Here is an 18,581-nt window from a genome sequence, read left to right as displayed (position 1 = left end):
GAAAGACTGCCGTAGGGTGGGCAAAGCGAAAGCGTGCCCACCAACATATTTGCCAAACGATGAAAGATGGTGGGCACGGCGCTTTGCGCCTTTGCCCACCCTACGAGACTACAAGACCGATTTCATCTTAGCTTGTTCAACAGCGCCATCAGCGTCTCGCGCTCTTTCGCATCGAGCGGGGCCAGCGTTTCGCGGGTGATCGCAATCGCATTCGGTGCGAGCTTTTCCGCAAGCTGCTGACCGGCGCGCGTCAGGCTTACCAGCAGGCGCCGTCCGTCCTCGGGATCCTGGCTCGTTTCGGTCAGGCCACGCGCCGTGAGGCGGTCGATCACGCCCTTGATGGTCGCGACGTCCATCGCGGTCAGCCGTCCAAGCTGGTTCTGCGAGCACGGCCCGGTCTCGGCGAGCTTTGACAATGCCGCCCACTGTGTCGGCGTCAGATTGGTACCGATGTCGCGGGAGAAGATCGAGCTGTGGCGCTGCCAGACCTGACGCAGGATGAAGCCGACCTGCTCGTCGAGCACATAAGGCGGCTTGCCCTGCTTCACGCTCTTCTTCGCCGCGACGCTTCTCGCCATTCGTCCCCGCCCCTCACAACGACAGATGCGCGTCGCGGATATCCGGACGCGCGTCGAGCTCGGCCATGGTGCCGCCAAAGCAGATGCGGCCGCGCTCGATGATATAGGCGCGATCGGAAATCAGCCGCGCAAAGTGCAAATTCTGCTCGGAGACGACGATGCTGACGCCCTCCTTCTTCATGGTCAGGATGGCATCGACCATCTGCTCCACGATTTTTGGCGACAGGCCTTCCGAGGGCTCGTCGAGCAGCACCAGCGACGGATTGCCCATCAGCGTGCGCGCGATCGTCAGCATCTGCTGCTCGCCGCCGCTCATGCGGCCGCCCGGACGGCCTTTCATCTCGCCGAGATTCGGAAACAGTGTGAACAGCTTTTCGCGGGTCCAGTATGGTGCGTTCGGACGCTTCGGCTGACGGCCGACTTCGAGATTCTCTTCCACCGTCAAATCCGTGAAGATGCGCCGCTCCTCCGGCACATAGCCGAGCCCCTCGCGCACGATCTCATGTGTCGGGCGTGCCGAGACGTCCTTGCCCTCGAACGTGATCCGGCCGGTTCGCTGCGCCACGAGGCCGACGATCGAGCGGAACGTGGTCGACTTGCCGGCGCCGTTGCGCCCGAGCAGCGCGACCACCTCTCCCTCGCCGACCTCGAAACCGATGTCGAACAGGATATGCGCGGGGCCGTAATGGCTGTTGAGGTCTTGCACCGTGAGCTTCATGCCGAGGCGCCCTCGCGATGCCCGGCCTCGTAAAGCAAGCCTTCGCCGAGATAGATCGCCTGCACCTGCGGATTGCCGCGCACCTCGGCGGGCGAGCCCTCGGCGATCAGCATTCCGCGGTTGAGCACGATGATGCGATCAGCATGCTCGAACACGACGTCCATATCGTGCTCGGTGAAGAGCACGCCGATCGATTTTTCCCGCGCGATTTGGGCCGTGAGCCGCATCAGTTCGACGCGCTCGCGCGGCGCCATGCCGGCGGTCGGCTCGTCCATCAAGAGCAGTTTCGGCTCGTTGGCGAGCGCGACGGCAAGCTCGAGCCGCTTGAGGTCGCCATAGGCGAGTTCGCCGCAGGGACGATCGGCGTAACCGCCCATGCCGACCAGCTCGAGCAGTCGCCCGGCCTCGCCGCGGTCGACATTCGGCGCCGAGCCCCACAGATTGAACAGCTGCCTGCCGTGCGAGATCAGCGCGACCTGCACATTCTCGCGCACCGTCATGGTCGCGAAGGTCGCGGTGATCTGGAAGGTCCGTCCCACTCCCATGCGCCAGATGTCGCGCGGCTTCTTGCCCGTTGTCTCCTCGCCGAGCAGACGAACATGGCCGGTATCAGGCTTGTTCTGGCCGTTGAGCATATCGAAGCACGTGCTTTTGCCCGCACCGTTCGGGCCGATCAGCGCCAGGATTTCGCCGGCACGCAGCGAGAACGACACGCCGCGCACGGCGTGAATGCCGCCGTAGGATTTGGTCAGGCCTTCGACCGCGAGAAGTGGGGGTGCGACACTCATTCGGCGGACTCGATCGGCTTGGCAAGCAGGGAAGATCCCGGCGGCGAAGATTTCCTGCGGCGCTGCGCCAGCATCTCCAGCATGCCGACAATGCCCTTCGGGAAGACGACGACGATCAGCACGATGAAGCCGCCGAGCACGAGTTTTGACAGATCGGTCTGGCTCACCAGCCAGATGTTCAGCGCCTTGTAGACGATCGCACCGATCACCCCGCCCGACACGGTCTCGACGCCGCCGAGCAGCACCATGACCAGCGCATCGACCGAGAGCGAGATGCCAAGATTGTCCGGGAAGACGCTGCCCTTGAGGTAGGCGAACAGCGCGCCGCCGATGCCGGCGGTGGTGCCCGCGATCACGAACGCCGTCCACTGGATGCGCTTGGCGTTGATGCCGACCGCCTCGCTGCGCAGGAGCGAGTCGCGCGTCGCCCTCAGCGCGTAACCGAACGGCGAGAACACCATGATCCGCAGCGCAATGGTCACGAGCGCCGCAACACCGAGCGCCAGCCAGTAGAAGTGCGACGGGCTCGCCGCCCAGCTCGCGGGCCAGACGCCGAGGATGCCGTTGTCGCCACCGGTCACGCTGACCCACTGAAACGCGATCGACCAGACGATCTGCGCGAAGGCGAGTGTCAGCATCGCAAAGTAGACGCCGGAGAGCTGCACGGCGAAGAAGCCGAACACGGCGGCCCCCATGCAGCCGAGCAGCGGCCCGAGCAAGAGGCAGACGATCATCGGCAGCCCCGCCATCTTGGCGAGGAAGGCGACGCCATAGGCGCCGAGCCCGAAATAGGCGGCGTGGCCGAACGACGCCAGCCCGCCGACCGACATCAGGAAATGCAGGCTGACGGCGAAGATCACGAAGATCGCGATCTCGGAGCCGACGGTCAGCGCGTAATTGCCGGCGAACAGCGGCAGCATCGCCGCGATCACGAATGCCGCGAATGCCGCCAGCCGCTCGTTCGACGTCAGCGGCCGCCAGGGATTGACGGTGAGACCCGGCGTCTTGCGCGCGGGCGCCTCGGCCTTGCCGAACAGGCCCCAGGGCCGCACGATCAGCACCGCTGCCATCACCAGGAAAACGAGAATGATGGAGATTTTCGGAAAGATCAGGATGCCGAACGCGTTCAACTCGGAGACCAGCACTGCCGCGACGAAGGCGCCGACGATGCTGCCGAGGCCGCCGATCACGACGACGACAAAGACCTCGACGATGATGCGCAGATCCATCGCGTGATGGACGGCATCGCGCGGGATCTGCAGCGCGCCGCCAAGGGCCGCTAGGAAGACGCCGACTGCGAACACTGATGTGAACAGCCACTTCTGATTGACGCCGAGCGCTGCGACCATGTCGCGGTCCTGCGTCGCCGCGCGCACCAGCACGCCCCAGCGGGTGCGCTGGAACAGCAGCCAGAGGATGCCGAGCACGACGGGCCCAAGCACGATCAGGAACAGGTCGTAGCTCGGGATATTCTGGCCGAAGAAATCGACCGCACCCTTGAAGCCCGGCGCGCGGCGACCGACGAGATCGTCGGGGCCCCAGATCAGCACCACGAGATCCTCGACCATCAGGGTGAGACCGAAGGTGCCGAGCAGCTGGAACAGTTCGGGCGCGTGGTAGATGCGGCGGAGCAGCACCATCTCGACAAGGACGCCGATCAGCGCCACGGCGAGCGCCGCCACGACCACGCCGCCCCAGAAGCCGAACGCGCCGGCGAAGCGCTCGGTCAGAGTGAAGGCGATATAGGCGCCGATCATGTAGAAGGCGCCGTGCGCGAAATTCACGATCCGCGTCACGCCAAAGATGATCGACAGGCCCGAGGCCACCAGGAACAGCGACGCTGCGCTGGCGAGACCGGACAGAAACTGTACGACGTAAAAGGCCATCGGCGGTCCGGGTTAAATGTTGCATGCCGTGGCTTGGCACGCTTGGTCTTGGTTCACCTCTCCCCGCTTGCGGGGAGAGGTCGAATTGCGCAGCAATTCGGGTGAGGGGGAGTCTCCGCGAGTCGTCTGTCACCTCCCTCGCGGAGGCTCCCCCTCACCCCAACCCTCTCCCCGCAGGCGGGGAGAGGGAGAAGAAACATCAATCCTTCGGCCGCAGCTTCTCGACTTCGGCATCGCTCGGCAGATAGTCCGGGCCCTTCTTGTAGGTGGCGTCCACCATCACGCCCTTGCCGTCCTTCTTCGCGGTCTTGCCGACGAAGGCGCCGAGCGTCGACTGGTGGTCGATCTTGCGGAAGGTGATCTCGCCGAACGGCGACGGCATCGAGATGCCTTCAGCCGCCGCGATGAGCTTGTCGGTGTCGGTCGAGCCGGCCTTGGCCAGGATGGCGGCAGCCGCCTTGATGGTCTGGTAGCCGACGATCGAGCCGAGGCGCGGATAGTCGTTGTACTTGGCCTGGTAGGCCTTCAGGAACGCGTCATGCTCCGGCGTCTTGATCGAGTACCAGGGATAGCCGGTCACGATCCAACCTTCGGGCGTCTCGTCCTTGAGTGGGTCGAGATATTCCGGCTCGCCGGTCAGGAACGACACGACCTCGCGTCCCTTGAACAGGCCGCGGGTGTTGCCTTCACGCACGAGCTTGACGAGGTCGGGGCCGAAAGTGACGTTGAGGATGGCTTCCGGATTGGCCTGCGCCACGGCTTGCACCACCGGACCGGCGTCGATCTTGCCCTGCGGCGGCCACTGCTCATCGACCCACTGGATGTCAGGGCGCTTCTCCGACATCAGCTTCTTGAATACCGCCACCGCCGACTGGCCGTATTCGTAGTTCGGCGCGATCGTCGCCCAGCGCTTGGCCGGCAGCTTGCTGGCGGCTTCCACCAGCATCGCGGCCTGCATGTAGTTGGAGGGACGCAGGCGGAAGGTGTACTTGTTGCCCTTCGCCCAGGTCACGGCGTCCGTCAGCGGCTCGGCCGCGAGGAAAAACACCTTCTTCTGGTTGGCGAAGTCGCTGACCGCGAGGCCGATGTTGGACAGGAACGTACCCGTCAGCATCGCGACGCCTTCGCTCGACACGAGCTCATTAGCCGCCGTTTGCGCATCCGCCGGCTTGCCGCCGTCGTCCTTGGAGATGACGACGAGCTTCTTGCCGTTGATGCCGCCGGCCGCGTTGATCTCTTCGACGGCGAGCTGCCAGCCCTTGCGATAGGGTTCGGTGAAGGACGGCAGCAGCGAGTAGCTGTTGATCTCGCCGATCTTGATGTCCTGCGCCAGGGCCGAATGACCCATGCCGGCAGCCAGAAGCGCGAAGGCCGCGCCGACAAAATAGCTTCTTGCTCGCATCCCAACCTCCAGTTTTAAACTCTATCTCTCGACCACGATCATGCCGGAGAAGCTGTGCCCGCCCCTCCGAACCGTCCTTATTTCAAACCGTCTTCGCCCTTGATCTCCGCGACCGTCAGCCCGCCGACGCGCGGCAGCGGACGGCCGCTATCGGTGACGGCGACCGCGACCATGATCTCATTGGCGCGCGGTGCGTCGTTGATCTGCACTTCCATGCCGTCGAAGTGACTGCGCACGAAGGCCGCATCCTTGTGGCCGAGCGGAATGTCGAGCGTCGTGCCGGGGCCGCTGCGCTTCTTCGACGACGGAATCAGCGCCGCGCCCTTGCTCAGAACTTTACGCACCGGCGCACCCATCTTGGGGTGGAGAATCGCGGCAGCGTGCTCCAGCTCACCGTTCTCGCCGACGGCCGCGGCCTTGCCGTAACTCTGTGCCTTCGCGCCATCGATGCCGAGCGCCGCCACCGCGCGCTTGGACAAGAGTTCACCAAGCTCCTCGCCGATCGCGATCAGCGGCGACAGGTCCTCGACATATTGTCCGGCAAAGGGATTTTCGATCACGGCGATCGCCGCGGCACGCCGGGTCGGCGGCGAGACCTGGCGGCCCATCTCCATCTGCGTCTCTTCGACCACGGTGACGATCTTGCGAATGATCGCGCTCATGCTTCGCTTCCCTGTTCAGGCACAGACCGCATTCTCCAACACAAGCGGGCGCGATCGTTGCTCTTCTATATCCTTGGTTCCGATGACAAGCATATCACCACAAAGCCGCAGCACGGCACCCTCGATCAGTCCGCGATCGAATAATTGCCGTGCACATTCTGCGCTAGATTCAAGCGCAGCCCCAACGTCATTCCGCGACAATTCACCAACCGCACGGGTGACAAGACGCGCACCGAGATCGCTGTCCGGCTGAAGCTCGTTTGCGGGTTGCCTTGTGATGGCGGGATGCCCGGGCAGATCGACGGCATTGGCGATGACAGTCGCCGCCGCGTCGGCCCGCGATGCGGTCGCCGCCAGCACCGTCACCGCATCGGCAATGCCGCGTGAAAAGCTGCGGCCGTGCCGTCCGCTGGTCGCGATGCCGCGCACCGGATCATCCGCATGGACCCTCATGGCGCGCAGCACGCCGTCGCGGTCCGGCCGATCCAGCAGACCGACGGAAAAATGCTCGCCCCGTCCGAGGTGCAGCGCGATGTCGCCGCCATTGTTGACGTAAATCCGGTCAAGCGACGCAGCGTCCAGCATCGCGCCGAGAATCTCTTCAGCCACGCTGCCGGCGACAGCAGCCATCGGAGTGATGAAACAGTCAGCAGCATAAGGCGCGACAGCTGCGTGCATCCGACGCGCCACCACGCCCTTCAGCGAAGTCAGCTTCTCGGCGGCAGCTCTCAGCTGCGGCAGTTCCGCGCAGAGCTCATCGAGCAGACCGGTGAAGCGGCGCGCCGCAGCCTCATAAGCCGCGCGCACCTCGTGCTCGCGCCCCCTCGCCTCGATGATCAGATCAATCGGTCCATCCTGCAAATGCAGCCGCCGGCCATCAGACAGCAAAGCGATCTGCGGGAGCCGTGTCATGCCCGCGGTCCCGGGATCGGGTTTTGCCAGGGCACCTGACGAACATCCTCGCCGCCCCTGACCTCGGACAGCGGTTTTACATAATCCATGTGTCCGCCGAGCGCGGCATAATCGGTCAATTTCATCGTGAATTCGATCGGCGCGACCAGCGCCGGCGTCGGCACATAGCCGAACGCGCCTGACGGCATCTGCGTCACGTCCACCATGTAGGTGATGCCGCCGCCCGGCCAGACATAGACTGCCGCACCGCCGCTGGTGACGCGCGTCAGCGCGTCCTTCACCGAGCGCGTCAGCCGCACCGGATTGTCGGTGACGCCGGCGCGCAACGAGCCGCCGGCGCCGGCCATGAACAGCACCGTGCACAGCGCCGGCTCGCAATTTTCCTGGATGCGCTCGACCGAGAATTTCAGGTCGGCCGGCATCTCGGTCTCGACCGGCTTTAGCGCTTCGTCCAGCACGTAGTAGGACGAGTGCTCGCCGGTGGTGGAGACCATCAGCATCGAGAGACCGGGCTTGGCCTCCTTGGCGTCGAACGGACCGAGGATGGCCAGCGGATCGGAGATATTTGTGCCGCCCCACCCCGTGCCGGGATCGGCGACCTGGAAATAGCGGCCGGGCGTCGAACGCCGGCCCTTCATCTTGATGCCGGTGTCGGCGGTGTCGAGCAGCTTGCCGGCCTGATGCTCGCTGAGCACGCCGGTGATGTGGTCGTCGACCACGACGACCTCGTCGACCCTGCCGTGCCATTGCTTGGCGAACATGCCGATCGTCGCCGAGCCGCAACCGACGCGCATGCGCTCTTCTTTCACGCCGTTGACGATCGGCGGCTGCCCGGCCTGCACCACCACGCTCGCACCGCCGTCGATGGTGAGCTCCACCGCTTTGCAATTGGCGAGATCCATCAGCGTGTCGCAGGTGACGCGGCCCTCCTTCTTGGAGCCGCCGGTGAGATGATGAACGCCGCCAAGCGACAGCATCTGCGAGCCATATTCGCTGGTCGTGACGTGACCAACCGCCTCGCCCTGCGCGCGCACGGTCGCGGTTTCCGGGCCGAGATAGCGGTCGGTGTCGATCTTCACCTTGATGCCGCAATAGGAGAAGATGCCCTCGGTGACCACGGTCACCATGTCGACGCCGTCGACCTCGGAGGAGACGATGAACGGCGCCGGCTTGTAGTCCGGATAGGTCGTGCCCGCGCCGATCGCGGTGACGAAGGTCGAGGGCTCGTGGACGATCTTGCCGTCCCAGTCTTCGGTGCGGCTGAACGGAACCAGCTTGCCGCCCTGCGACACCGTGCGCTCTAGAATGATGTGCGGATCGACCCTGACAAGCTTGCCGTCGTGGTTGGCATAGCGGTCGCAGGCACCCGCCGCGCCCGGCTTGATGTAGCACATCACCGGACAGGCATCGCAGCGGATCTTGTCGGTGGCAGCGCTCGTTGTTTCCATCACCATGTCAAAGCCGGCAGACACTGCGGTTATCATTCGTATACGAACGATGTTGCGCGCGGTCCTGATAGCTGTCAAGCGGCGCCGCGCGCGAAAACATGCGCCTGCCGAATAAAACCTCATTTGCCTCCCCGCCTTGTCCACAAAGCGGGCAGTTGCGCTGCACTGCGGCATGGCCGCTTGCACGTTTGTGTACAAACGGTATCGTCGCGACGTACATTTTTTGCGATCGCAGGGTTTGGGAACGAGGATGACGCAGGCACCGATCCGCCTCACCGTGAACGGCAGGATCCACGACGTCACGGCAGAGCGCCAGACGCCGCTGCTCTATGTGCTGCGCAATGATCTCGGACTCAACGGCCCGAAATACGGTTGCGGCTTAGGTGAATGCGGCACCTGTACTGTCCTGATCGACGGCACGGCCGCACGCTCTTGCGTCATTCCGGTGAGCGGCTGCGCCGGGCGCGACATCGTGACACTCGAAGGCCTCGGCACGCGCGACAAGCCAGATGTGGTGCAGCAGGCCTTCATCGATGAGCAGGCTGCGCAATGCGGCTACTGCCTCAACGGCATGATCATGACCACCAAGGCGCTGCTTGCGATCAACCCGCAACCAACCGAGCAGGAAGCGCTCGCCGCGTTACGCTACAATCTCTGCCGCTGCGGCACGCATGTGGAAATCCTGCGCGCCGTGATGCGCGCATCGGGCCAGCTCGCCGAGGCCCGTGATTGATGGCCTCCCCTCTTTCGAACGGAGTTGAGCGAGGCTCGCTCGTCGTCGTCCGTACCGTGGACGAGGTTACGTCCGAAACCTTCGTCCGCATCACCGCGGATGGGTCGGTTACGGCCTATAACGGCCATGTCGATCTCGGCACCGGCATCCGCACCGCACTCGGCCAGATCGTCGCCGAAGAGCTGGACGTCTCCTTTGCCCGCGTCGTCGTGGTGCTCGGCGACACCGCCGTCGTGCCGAACCAGGGCGCGACGATTGCCAGCGAAACCATCCAGATCACTGCCGTGCCACTGCGCAAGGCCGCAGCCCAGGCGCGCCACTTTTTGATCACGCGCGCGGCGGAGCGGCTGGAATTGCCGACCACTGAGTTGAAGATCGAAGACGGCCTCGTCCGCGGCCACAATCGCAGCGTCAGCTATGGCGAGTTGATCGGCGGCGAGACCATTCGCCTCGAGCTTGCCGATGACGTCGCCGTCAAGGCCGTCGGCGACTACACCATCGTCGGCCAGTCGATGCCGCGCGTCGATCTCCCAGCCAAGGCCACGGGTCAGCTGACCTTCGTGCACGACATTCGCGTGCCAGGCATGCTGCACGGCCGCGTGGTGCGCCCGCCCTATTCCGGCGTCGATGCCGGCCCCTTCGTCGGCACCAGCCTGATCGCGATCGATGAATCATCTGTCCGCGACATTCCCGGCCTCGTGGCCATCGTGCGTATCGGCGATTTCGTCGGCGTGGTCGCCGAGCGCGAAGAGAATGCGATTCGCGCGGCAGAGCGGCTCGCGGTGAGCTGGAAGCCGACGCCTAAGCTCACCGATCTCGCCGATGTCGAGACCGCGCTGCGCGCCAATCCATCGACACCGCGCACGCTGATCGACAAGGGCGACGTCGATGCGGCGATTTCCGCCGCGGCCAAGCCGATGCAACGCACCTACGTCTGGCCGTACCAGATGCACGCCTCGATCGGCCCGTCCTGCGCGGTCGCCGACTTCCAGGACGGCAATATCCGCGTCTGGTCCGGCACGCAAAATCCGCACCTGCTGCGCAGCGATCTCGCGCTGCTGATCGAGCGTCCCGAAAGCGAGGTCGAAGTCATCCGGCTCGAGGCCGCCGGCTGCTACGGCCGCAATTGCGCGGACGACGTCACTGCGGATGCACTGCTGCTGTCGCGCGCGGTCGGCCGGCCCGTTCGGGTGCAGCTGACGCGCGAGCAGGAGCACGCCTGGGAACCGAAGGGCGCCGCGCAGCTCATCGACGTCAATGGCGGCCTCGATGCCGACGGCGGCATCGCCGGTTACGATCTCGCCACGCGCTATCCCTCGAACGCGGCACCGACGCTCGCGCTGTTGCTGACCGGTCGCATCTCACCCCAGCCTGCCGTGCTCCAGATGGGCGACCGCACCGCGATCCCGCCCTATGATTACGACAACATGCGCGTCGTCGCGCATGACATGGCGCCGATCGTGCGCGCGTCCTGGTTTCGCGGCGTCTCGGCGCTGCCGAACACCTTTGCGCATGAATCCTATATCGACGAGGCCGCGACCGAGGCTGGAATCGATCCCATTGAATATCGCCTGCGCTACCTGAAAGACCAACGCGCCGTCGATCTCGTCAATGCGGTCGCCGAGCGCGCGGGCTGGACGCCACGGCCGGTCCGAGAGGAGAAGGATGGCGAGATCGTGCACGGGCGCGGTTTTGCCTACGCGCTCTACGTCCACAGCAAATTTCCGGGCTACGGCGCCGCCTGGTCCGCGTGGGTCGCCGACGTCGCGGTGAACAAGTCCACCGGCGACGTCAGCGTCACCCGCGTCGTCGCCGGACAGGATTCCGGCCTGATGATCAATCCGGAGGGCGTGCGCCACCAGATCCACGGCAACGTCATCCAGTCCACCAGCCGCACGCTGATGGAAGAGGTCTCGTTCGAGCGCGGCGCGGTGGCGGCGCGGGAATGGGGCGCCTATCCGATCATCCCCTTCCCCGACGTGCCCAAGATCGACGTGCTGATGCTGCCGCGGCCGGACCAGCCACCGCTCGGCGTCGGCGAGTCCGCGTCGGTGCCGAGTGCAGCGGCGATTGCGAATGCGATCTTCGATGCCACCGGCGTGCGCTTTCGCGAGCCTCCGTTCACGCCAGAACGTATCCTCAGGGGATTGCACGGCGACGCGGCGCCCGCGCCGCAAGCCCTGCCCGCGCCCGCTGCGCCGCCACCGTCTCGCATCTGGGAAAATCCGTTCGCCAAGCGCGCCGGCATCGTCGCGACGATTGCAGCCGTCTGCACCGCCGCGCTCGGGATCGGCGCGGCGCTGCTGCCGGGTCACGCCATCGCGCCGATCGCGCGGCCCGACGCATCAGTCTATTCCGCGGCGACGATCGCGCGCGGCCAGCAGCTTGCGGCCCTCGGCAATTGCGCGGAATGCCACACCAGCCTCACGGGCGTGCTCAATGCCGGCGGCCGTGCACTGGAGACGCCGTTCGGCACGATCTATTCGACCAACATCACGCCGGATGTCGAGACCGGCATCGGCGCCTGGTCCTATCCTGCCTTCGAGCGCGCGATGCGCGACGGGCTGCATCGCGACGGGCGGCAGCTCTACCCCGCCTTCCCATACACGCACTTTTCGAAGACTGATGATGCCGACATGCAGGCGCTCTACGCCTATCTGATGGCGCAACCCTCGGTGCGCGCGACGGCGCCTGCGAACACGCTCGCCTTCCCCTTCAATCTGCGCCCGCTACTCGCGGGTTGGAACGCGCTGTTCCACCAGACCAAGGAGTTCAAGCCCGATCCAGCGAAGTCCGAGCAATGGAATCGCGGCGCCTATCTCGTCGAGAGCCTTGGCCATTGCAGCGCCTGCCATTCGCCGCGCAACGCGCTCGGCGCCGAGCAGCGCCAGGCCTATCTCGCCGGCGGCTTTGCCGAAGGCTGGGAGGCGCCGCCGCTGACCTCGCTGTCGCACGCGCCGATTCCGTGGAGCGAGGACGAGCTGTTCGCCTATTTGCGCACCGGCCATTCGCGCTATCACGGCGTGGCGGCCGGGCCGATGGCGCCGATCGTCAGGGACCTCAATGCCCTGCCCGATCCCGACATCCGCGCGATGGCGGTCTATCTCGGCTCGTTCAACGACACCGCGGCCGACGCGCCCGCACTGGCAGCGAGGCTGGAGAGCGCGACGCAGGTCACCGTCGCGTCCTCGACCGGCGCGCGGCTCTACCAGGGCGCCTGCGCCGTCTGTCACGAGGTCGGCGGCCTGCCGCTGTTCGGCAGCCGTCCCTCGCTCGCGCTCAACAGCAATCTGCACAGCGCGACGTCGGACAATCTCGTGCAGGTGATCCTGCACGGCATCACTGAGCCCGCATCGAGCGATCTCGGCTACATGCCCGCGTTCAAGGGCAGCATGAGCGACACGCAGGTCGAGGAACTTGTCAGCTTCCTGCGCGGGCAGTTTGCACCGGACAAGCCGGCCTGGGCCGGCGTGAGGGAGACGATCGCGCGTGTGCGCGCCTTACCCCATTAAGCGTGCTTCTTCGCCTCCACCGGCGGCGTGCCGTGGGTGTGGAAGGACTCGATCGTCTTCAGGCCCCAGGCCTGACCCTTCTTGCGCTCTTCTTCCGTCCACACGATCGGCTTCCAGTCCGGCGCGAGGATGAGGCGGGCGCCGGCATTGGCGACTTCGACGCGGTTGCCGCCGGGCTCGTAGACATAGAGGAAGAAGGTCTGCTGGATCGCGTGCTTGTGCGGGCCGGTCTCGATGTGGATGCCGTTTTCCAGGAAGATGTCGGCGGCGCGCAAAATCTCTTCGCGGCTGTCAAGCGCGTAGGTGACGTGGTGGAAGCGGCCGGGCGTGCCGGAATGGTCGAGCGAATAGGCGAAGTCGTAGCTCTTGTTCGACATGGTCAGCCACATCGCGGCTTCCCGGCCGTCATTGAGCACGATCTGCTCGGTCAGGCGGCAGCCAAGATAGTTTTCGAAGAATTCGCGGTTGGCCTTGATGTCGACGGCGAGACAGTTGAGATGATCGAGTCGGCGGACATTGACGCCGCGCGCGGGAAAGCGCTGCGCCTGGTTCTTGAGTGCGGGTTTGAGCTCCGGCGGCGCCTGATACCATTCGGTCTCGTAATAGAGCTCGACGATGTGGCCATCGGGATCGCGGCAGCGGAACGTCGGCCCCTGCCCCATGTCGCCGTCGATCCAGCCGATGTCGAAGCCCGAGCCTTTCAGCGCGGCGACGCGGCGCTCAAGCGCCTGCTGGCTGCGCGCGCGCAGCGCCATGTGCTCCATGCCTGATGTCTTCGACGCCGTCAGCTTGAGCGAATAGCGCTCGTAATCGTCCCAGCCGCGCAGGTAAACCGACTCGCCCTTCTGCCCGCTCACCGTCATGCCCATGACGTCGACGAAGAATTTCAGGCTCTCGTCAGGCTTCGGCGTCAACAGTTCCATGTGGCCGAGATGGGCGAGATCGAGGATCGGTTCGGGCTGCATGAGTATCCTCCAAAGGCGTGGCGATCCGTCCCACGGAATCGCGCGCGGGGCGCAATGTTTATGGGTGCGCCGGGCGACACTTGGCCGCGGGCTCATTTGTACTAATGTACAAATGATTAGGTCCCGTCAACAAATCAACGCGTGCCCGTCCGTGATCAGCGCCGCTCCCCGCTGTGAAAGGCCATCCCTCAAACGGCCGACGGACTGCCCGAATGGTAAAATCTTCCTTAATTGGATTTGGGCTCAAAAGCCCAACAACGCATGCTTTTCCAACCGATTCCGCCCACAAATATGCATTGGGAACAAACCTATTGGCCGAATTATCGCGGATTTATCAAAGCGCCCGGGCCTGCCGCTTAACAGTTTGTGCAGCCCCGGCTCGCATAGTCCGGGTCAAACTCCTCGGACTTCTCAGGTTCATCCATCGTGACATCCTTTGGACGCGTGATTTCGGTACGCGGATCGCTCGCCCGGGTCGGGCTTCTGGCGGAAAGCCTGCCGATCTCGGAAGTTCGGGCCACCGTCGGCCGCTTCGTCAGCATCCGCTGCGCCAGCTCGGTCATCGTCGCGATGATCACCGAGGTGTCCTGCGAGAACCTTTCGCGGACCGACGATCTGATCGCAATCGCGTCGGTCGATCTGCTCGGCGAAATTCTCAACGCCGCCGACAAGGCCAAGTTTCAGCGCGGCGTCACCAATTACCCGACCATCGGAGATTCCGTCGACCTGATCACCAGCCAGGAGCTGCGAACCATCTACGCGCCGACCGGTTCGGACCAGATCAATGTCGGCTTCCTCCAGCAGGACCGTTCGGTCGTCGCCTATGTCGATATCGAGGAAATGCTCTCCAAGCACTTTGCAGTGTTGGGGTCGACCGGTGTCGGTAAATCGACCGGTGTCTCGCTGCTGCTCAACGAGATCCTGAAGGCGCGCCCGAACCTGCGCATCTTCCTGCTCGACGTGCACAACGAATATGGCCGCTGCTTCGGCGACCGAGCGCTTGTGCTCAACCCGCGGAACCTGAAGCTGCCGTTCTGGCTGTTCAATTTCGAGGAAATCGTCGACGTGCTGTTCGGCGGTCGCGCCGGCGTGCCCGAGGAGCTCGACGTCCTCGCCGAGGTCATCCCGATCGCCAAGGGCATCTACACGCAATACCAGAACACCGATCGCCTCGGCCTGAAGCGCATCGATCCCAAGCAGATCGGCTTCACCGTCGACACGCCGGTGCCGTACCGCCTGGTCGATCTGATCTCGCTGATCGACGAGCGCATGGGCAAGCTCGAAAACCGCTCCTCGCGCATCATCTATCACAAGCTGATCTCGCGCATCGAGGCGGTCCGCAACGATCCGCGCTACGCCTTCATGTTCGACAACGCCAATGTCGGCGGCGATACCATGGCCGAGGTGATCAGCTATCTGTTCCGCCTGCCGGCCAACGGCAAGCCGATGACGGTGATGCAGCTTGCCGGCTTCCCGGCCGAAGTCATCGATTCCGTCGTCTCGGTGCTGTGCCGCATGGCCTTCGATTTCGGCCTGTGGAGCGACGGCGTCTCGCCGATGCTGTTCGTCTGCGAGGAAGCGCACCGTTACGCCTCCGCCGACCGCAACATCGGCTTCGGGCCGACCCGCAAAGCGGTGTCGCGCATCGCCAAGGAAGGCCGCAAATACGGCGTCTATCTCGGCCTGATCACGCAGCGCCCCGCCGAGCTCGACGCCACCATCATCTCCCAGTGCAACACGCTGTTCACGATGCGCCTTGCCAACGACCGCGACCAGGCGCTGCTGCGCGCCGCGGTGTCGGATGCGGCCGCGAACCTGCTGTCCTTCGTGCCCTCGCTCGGCACCCGTGAAGTGCTGGCGTTCGGCGAAGGCGTCGCGCTGCCGACGCGACTGCGCTTCAAGGAGGTGCCGCCGCATCAATTGCCGCGCGGCGAAGCCACCATCTCGAGCGTTCCTTCGGTCACCTCCGGTCACGACATGCATTTCGTCGGCGCCGTGCTCGAGCGCTGGCGCGGCGCGACCTCGCAGCGTGACGTCCCGAACGATCCGGTGTTCCAGGCGCCGCCGACCAAGACGCTGGCGCCGGCCGAGACACCGATGCTGCAGCCCTCGATGGGGCTCGATCCGGACCGCTTCTCGCTGCTGAAGAAGCCGCTGCGGTAAACCGCTCTCGTGTCCCGGACGCGCTGCAACGCTCTTGCGTTGCTGCGCAGAGCCGGGACCCACGCCGCACACACCGCTTTCTCGGAAACATGGGCCCGGGCTCTGCAGCGCAGCGCCGAAGAAGCGCTGCACTGCGTCCGGGGCACGAGACGTTGCGACGCCTCTGGAGCGTCTCGCCCGCATCGACTATGGTTGCCGGCCCCAAGCCGAAATCCATGCCCATGACAAAGCCCGCGCAACGCTTCCCCGTACCCGCAATCGACAGCCTGCCCGACGACATCCGCACGCGTCTCCTCGCCGTGCAAGAAAAGAGCGGCTTCGTGCCGAACGTGTTTTTGACGCTGGCCTACCGGCCCGACGAGTTCCGGGCCTTCTTCGCCTATCACGACGCGCTGATGGAGAAGGACGGCGGCCTCACCAAGGCCGAGCGCGAGATGATCGTGGTCGCGACGTCGGCGGCCAACCAGTGCCAATATTGCGTGATCGCCCATGGCGCGATCCTGCGCATCCGCGCCAAGAACCCTGTGATCGCCGACCAGGTCGCGATCAACTACCGCAAGGCCGACATCACGCCGCGGCAAAAGGCGATGCTCGATTTCGCGATGAAGATCTCGGCGGACGCGCAGCGGATCGCCGAGGAGGATTTCGCTGGCCTGGCCCGCACGGCTTCAGCGACGACGACATCTGGGACATCGCCGCGATCTCGGCCTTCTTCGCGCTTTCGAACCGGCTGGCGAATTTCACCGGCATGCGGCCAAATGACGAATTTTATCTGATGGGACGACTGCCCAAAAAATGACGGAGCTCGACTGGCCCGAAATCCTGCTGCGCCTCGGCGTTGCGACGCTCGCCGGCAGCGCAATCGGCCTCAACCGCGACCTGCAGGGCAAGCCGATCGGACTGAAGACGCTTGGCATCGTCGGCCTCTCCACCGCGACCGTGGTGCTGCTCGCGCTGCAGCTCGCCGAGCCCAACAAGGTCGCCGATGCAACGAGCCGGGTCATCCAGGGCATCCTCACCGGCATCGGCTTTCTCGGAGCCGGCGTCATCGTCCACGAAAGCGAGCGGTTTCGCGTCCGCGGATTGACCAGTGCCGCGTGCACCTTCCTGGCCGCCTGCCTTGGCATCGTCTGTGGCACCGGGCAATGGAAGATCGTCGCAGTCGCGCTGGCGCTCGCCTTCGTGCTGCTCACGGTCGGGCGACGCATCGAGCGCCACGCGCACCGCGCGCTCGGCGGCAAGGAGGAGCCGCACGAGGACCACCGGCAAACGTAGCGGTCTTTGCCCGATAATTGCTGCGAAAGCCGGCGACAGCCGTAGACGACCGCCTTACGCCTCTTCGACCTCGAGCGCGATCGAAACCTTCAGGAACGGCGTGCCCTCTTCGCGAACATCGACCACGACTCGATGGGCGCTACCCGCGATAAACACCTCGCGGGCAATGGAAGCGCCCGTCAGCACCGCCTCTTTGCGCGCACCATCTTCGTCGGCAAAATCGTGCCCGTCCTCGTCAGGGATCAGGTGACCATTCTCACGAATATCAAAATGAAATCGCGGCATGGAACCTCAAAGCGTTGGCGATTGATGCAGATAACGGCCGTCGAAATCCGCAAGTTCCTGAAATTTCCGCTCGTCCAGCACGGTGACGCGGCCGCGATTGAGCTCGACGATTCCTTCCTCGCGCAATTGCTTGATGACGCGGTTGGCGTGAACCGCGGTGATCCCCAGTGCTTCGCCGATCTGTTCCTGGGTCAGCGGCATCTCGAAATTGCCGCCGTCGACGTGGCCGATGATCCTGAGCCGTTCGCGCAGCTCGATCATGACGTGGGCCAGCCGCGCGGGCGCCGGACGCTGGCCGACATTGACGATCCATTCGGGAAACATCGCGGCGTCGATCAGCGTATCCCGCCAGAACTTCTCGGCGACAACAGGGCTGCGCCGATGCAGCTTCTGCAGCGTCTCGTGGCTGATGAAGCCGAGCGTCGACGGCGTCAGAGTCGACAGATCGTGGTCCATCACGTGCAGGAACAGGCTCATGAGGTCGGGTATCTCGCCGGGAATGTGAATCGAGAGAATCTGCCGCTTGCCGCTCGCAATCGTCTTGGAGCGCACGCAGAAGCCGTCCGCGATCAGGCAGCAGTCGGTTGCACGCTCGCCGTCGCGCACCACCGCCGTTTCCGCGGGGTACTGCCGCACCGAGATCGGAAGGGCCTCGATTTCCTTGATGTCCTCCTCCCCGATCGCCGAAGAGATGCGCAGGCGCTTGATGAGCGCTACGCGAATTGCATCGCCTGGCACTGAAGCTCGCTCCAATCTCGAGATTGGACGTACCCGCATTGCGAGCAGCGGAACTCGCGCGGTCGCCATCATGAAAAACCCGCGATCGGCCGGCAGTTCCAACAAAAGTTAAGGACGTGGCTTCCCTGCCCATGGTTGGTTTGGCGCTCGAAAGGGCAAACCATGACCAAGAAACGCAACCGGACGCACCCGGCCCTGTCCCTCCAGGAACGCCTGAACAAATTCACGCAGCAAGCCCGCGACGCAGCCAGGAAGCTGCCGGCCGCCGAGCGTCACACGCAGCTGCAGAAGGTGCGCAACGGCGAGGCCGCCGCGGAGATGGAGCGTTGGCTCTCCTCGCCGGGTCCGCAACATCCGAAATGATGGTGCCCGCTAGTGCTTCACCATCAACGGAAGCGCCGGCGCAAAGCGCTCGGCAAAGGTGAGTGTCCTGGCCTGGTGAACTGCGGCAAACGACGCCGAAATTCCGACTGAGGCGACTGCGAGCAAGGCTATTACGAAAACGAGACGGCGCAT

General features: G+C 64.6%; 17 protein-coding genes and 1 pseudogene. 6 read left to right on the top strand and 12 right to left on the bottom strand.

What is annotated here, in order from left to right; all coding sequences use genetic code 11:
* Nucleotides 1-122: 122 nt before the first annotated feature.
* The 8 genes from ACP2YP_RS16805 to ACP2YP_RS16770 form a co-directional block, all read right to left on the bottom strand.
* Entirely contained in the window at nucleotides 123-578 is a 456-nt protein-coding gene (locus tag ACP2YP_RS16805) for a MarR family winged helix-turn-helix transcriptional regulator (RefSeq protein WP_426425428.1), read from the bottom strand.
* Between the two features lie 13 nt (nucleotides 579-591).
* Nucleotides 592-1,296, bottom strand: a complete 705-nt coding sequence (locus ACP2YP_RS16800) for an ABC transporter ATP-binding protein (protein ID WP_148771386.1) — start codon at nucleotides 1,294-1,296, stop codon at nucleotides 592-594.
* Nucleotides 1,293-2,084 carry an ABC transporter ATP-binding protein gene (locus ACP2YP_RS16795; RefSeq protein WP_426425427.1) on the bottom strand — a complete coding sequence of 264 codons (792 nt, stop codon included), beginning with the start codon at nucleotides 2,082-2,084 and terminating at the stop codon, nucleotides 1,293-1,295. The genes ACP2YP_RS16800 and ACP2YP_RS16795 overlap by 4 nt, the downstream gene beginning before the upstream one ends.
* The gene (locus ACP2YP_RS16790; RefSeq protein WP_426425426.1) at nucleotides 2,081-3,970 is read right to left on the bottom strand and encodes an ABC transporter permease; all 1,890 of its coding nucleotides are present in this window, start codon (nucleotides 3,968-3,970) and stop codon (nucleotides 2,081-2,083) included. The genes ACP2YP_RS16795 and ACP2YP_RS16790 overlap by 4 nt, the downstream gene beginning before the upstream one ends.
* A 199-nt stretch (nucleotides 3,971-4,169) precedes the next feature.
* Nucleotides 4,170-5,372 (bottom strand): ABC transporter substrate-binding protein, encoded by a 1,203-nt coding sequence (locus tag ACP2YP_RS16785; protein ID WP_426425425.1) that lies wholly within the window; start codon nucleotides 5,370-5,372, stop codon nucleotides 4,170-4,172.
* 77 nt (nucleotides 5,373-5,449) lie between these two features.
* A complete protein-coding gene (locus ACP2YP_RS16780) occupies nucleotides 5,450-6,034 on the bottom strand; it encodes an amino acid synthesis family protein (RefSeq protein ID WP_426425424.1) in 585 nt (194 codons plus the stop codon).
* Nucleotides 6,035-6,049: 15 nt separating this feature from the next.
* The gene (locus tag ACP2YP_RS16775) at nucleotides 6,050-6,946 is read right to left on the bottom strand and encodes a UPF0280 family protein (RefSeq protein WP_426425423.1); all 897 of its coding nucleotides are present in this window, start codon (nucleotides 6,944-6,946) and stop codon (nucleotides 6,050-6,052) included.
* Nucleotides 6,943-8,400: a 6-hydroxynicotinate reductase gene (locus ACP2YP_RS16770; protein WP_426426177.1), complete on the bottom strand. Its 1,458-nt coding sequence runs from the start codon at nucleotides 8,398-8,400 to the stop codon at nucleotides 6,943-6,945. The genes ACP2YP_RS16775 and ACP2YP_RS16770 overlap by 4 nt, the downstream gene beginning before the upstream one ends.
* Nucleotides 8,401-8,644: 244 nt before the next feature.
* Here ACP2YP_RS16770 and ACP2YP_RS16765 point away from each other — a divergent pair, with 244 nt between their 5' ends.
* On the top strand, nucleotides 8,645-9,127 hold the full coding sequence (locus ACP2YP_RS16765; RefSeq protein WP_426425422.1) for a (2Fe-2S)-binding protein: 483 nt from the start codon (nucleotides 8,645-8,647) through the stop codon (nucleotides 9,125-9,127).
* Complete coding sequence (locus ACP2YP_RS16760; protein ID WP_426425421.1) at nucleotides 9,127-12,639, top strand: molybdopterin cofactor-binding domain-containing protein; 3,513 nt, start codon at nucleotides 9,127-9,129, stop codon at nucleotides 12,637-12,639. The genes ACP2YP_RS16765 and ACP2YP_RS16760 overlap by 1 nt, the downstream gene beginning before the upstream one ends.
* Here ACP2YP_RS16760 and ACP2YP_RS16755 read toward each other — a convergent pair.
* Complete coding sequence (locus tag ACP2YP_RS16755) at nucleotides 12,636-13,604, bottom strand: catechol 2,3-dioxygenase (RefSeq protein WP_008137408.1); 969 nt, start codon at nucleotides 13,602-13,604, stop codon at nucleotides 12,636-12,638. The genes ACP2YP_RS16760 and ACP2YP_RS16755 overlap by 4 nt on opposite strands.
* A 426-nt stretch (nucleotides 13,605-14,030) precedes the next feature.
* Between ACP2YP_RS16755 and ACP2YP_RS16750 the strand changes: the two genes are divergently transcribed.
* The 3 genes and pseudogenes from ACP2YP_RS16750 to ACP2YP_RS16740 all read left to right on the top strand — a co-directional run bounded on the left by ACP2YP_RS16750 (nucleotide 14,031) and on the right by ACP2YP_RS16740 (nucleotide 17,042).
* The gene (locus ACP2YP_RS16750; protein ID WP_426425420.1) at nucleotides 14,031-15,767 is read left to right on the top strand and encodes an ATP-binding protein; all 1,737 of its coding nucleotides are present in this window, start codon (nucleotides 14,031-14,033) and stop codon (nucleotides 15,765-15,767) included.
* 221 nt (nucleotides 15,768-15,988) lie between these two features.
* A pseudogene (locus ACP2YP_RS16745) lies at nucleotides 15,989-16,566 on the top strand (peroxidase-related enzyme).
* Nucleotides 16,563-17,042 carry an MgtC/SapB family protein gene (locus ACP2YP_RS16740; RefSeq protein WP_426425419.1) on the top strand — a complete coding sequence of 160 codons (480 nt, stop codon included), beginning with the start codon at nucleotides 16,563-16,565 and terminating at the stop codon, nucleotides 17,040-17,042. The pseudogene ACP2YP_RS16745 and the gene ACP2YP_RS16740 overlap by 4 nt, the downstream one beginning before the upstream one ends.
* Before the next feature lie 54 nt (nucleotides 17,043-17,096).
* Here ACP2YP_RS16740 and ACP2YP_RS16735 read toward each other — a convergent pair whose 3' ends face one another.
* Together ACP2YP_RS16735 and ACP2YP_RS16730 are read right to left on the bottom strand one after the other, a co-directional pair.
* Nucleotides 17,097-17,327 (bottom strand): DUF6894 family protein, encoded by a 231-nt coding sequence (locus ACP2YP_RS16735; protein ID WP_426425418.1) that lies wholly within the window; start codon nucleotides 17,325-17,327, stop codon nucleotides 17,097-17,099.
* Nucleotides 17,328-17,333: 6 nt separating this feature from the next.
* Entirely contained in the window at nucleotides 17,334-18,065 is a 732-nt protein-coding gene (locus tag ACP2YP_RS16730) for a Crp/Fnr family transcriptional regulator (protein ID WP_426425417.1), read from the bottom strand.
* Nucleotides 18,066-18,227: 162 nt separating this feature from the next.
* Between ACP2YP_RS16730 and ACP2YP_RS16725 the strand changes: the two genes are divergently transcribed.
* Nucleotides 18,228-18,428: a hypothetical protein gene (locus tag ACP2YP_RS16725; protein ID WP_426425416.1), complete on the top strand. Its 201-nt coding sequence runs from the start codon at nucleotides 18,228-18,230 to the stop codon at nucleotides 18,426-18,428.
* Nucleotides 18,429-18,437: 9 nt separating this feature from the next.
* Here ACP2YP_RS16725 and ACP2YP_RS16720 read toward each other — a convergent pair whose 3' ends face one another.
* Entirely contained in the window at nucleotides 18,438-18,581 is a 144-nt protein-coding gene (locus tag ACP2YP_RS16720; RefSeq protein WP_426425415.1) for a hypothetical protein, read from the bottom strand.

It is taken from the genome of Bradyrhizobium genosp. A, from assembly GCF_049949275.1.
Classification (GTDB): Bacteria; Pseudomonadota; Alphaproteobacteria; order Rhizobiales; family Xanthobacteraceae; genus Bradyrhizobium.
This window is presented reverse-complemented; position numbering and strand designations above follow the sequence as displayed.

Excerpts from the sequence above, each read along its gene's own strand:
- ACP2YP_RS16740 (WP_426425419.1), top strand. The coding sequence starts at position 16,563 with ATGACGGAGCTCGACTGGCCCGAAATCCTGCTGCGCCTCGGCGTTGCG.
- ACP2YP_RS16800 (WP_148771386.1), bottom strand. The coding sequence starts at position 1,296 with ATGAAGCTCACGGTGCAAGACCTCAACAGCCATTACGGCCCCGCGCAT.
- ACP2YP_RS16735 (WP_426425418.1), bottom strand. The coding sequence starts at position 17,327 with ATGCCGCGATTTCATTTTGATATTCGTGAGAATGGTCACCTGATCCCT.
- ACP2YP_RS16765 (WP_426425422.1), top strand. The coding sequence starts at position 8,645 with ATGACGCAGGCACCGATCCGCCTCACCGTGAACGGCAGGATCCACGAC.
- ACP2YP_RS16760 (WP_426425421.1), top strand. The coding sequence starts at position 9,127 with ATGGCCTCCCCTCTTTCGAACGGAGTTGAGCGAGGCTCGCTCGTCGTC.
- ACP2YP_RS16725 (WP_426425416.1), top strand. The coding sequence starts at position 18,228 with ATGACCAAGAAACGCAACCGGACGCACCCGGCCCTGTCCCTCCAGGAA.
- ACP2YP_RS16790 (WP_426425426.1), bottom strand. The coding sequence starts at position 3,970 with ATGGCCTTTTACGTCGTACAGTTTCTGTCCGGTCTCGCCAGCGCAGCG.
- ACP2YP_RS16755 (WP_008137408.1), bottom strand. The coding sequence starts at position 13,604 with ATGCAGCCCGAACCGATCCTCGATCTCGCCCATCTCGGCCACATGGAA.
- ACP2YP_RS16795 (WP_426425427.1), bottom strand. The coding sequence starts at position 2,084 with ATGAGTGTCGCACCCCCACTTCTCGCGGTCGAAGGCCTGACCAAATCC.
- ACP2YP_RS16775 (WP_426425423.1), bottom strand. The coding sequence starts at position 6,946 with ATGACACGGCTCCCGCAGATCGCTTTGCTGTCTGATGGCCGGCGGCTG.
- ACP2YP_RS16770 (WP_426426177.1), bottom strand. The coding sequence starts at position 8,400 with ATGGTGATGGAAACAACGAGCGCTGCCACCGACAAGATCCGCTGCGAT.
- ACP2YP_RS16805 (WP_426425428.1), bottom strand. The coding sequence starts at position 578 with ATGGCGAGAAGCGTCGCGGCGAAGAAGAGCGTGAAGCAGGGCAAGCCG.
- ACP2YP_RS16780 (WP_426425424.1), bottom strand. The coding sequence starts at position 6,034 with ATGAGCGCGATCATTCGCAAGATCGTCACCGTGGTCGAAGAGACGCAG.
- ACP2YP_RS16785 (WP_426425425.1), bottom strand. The coding sequence starts at position 5,372 with ATGCGAGCAAGAAGCTATTTTGTCGGCGCGGCCTTCGCGCTTCTGGCT.
- ACP2YP_RS16720 (WP_426425415.1), bottom strand. The coding sequence starts at position 18,581 with ATGCGCCGTCTCGTTTTCGTAATAGCCTTGCTCGCAGTCGCCTCAGTC.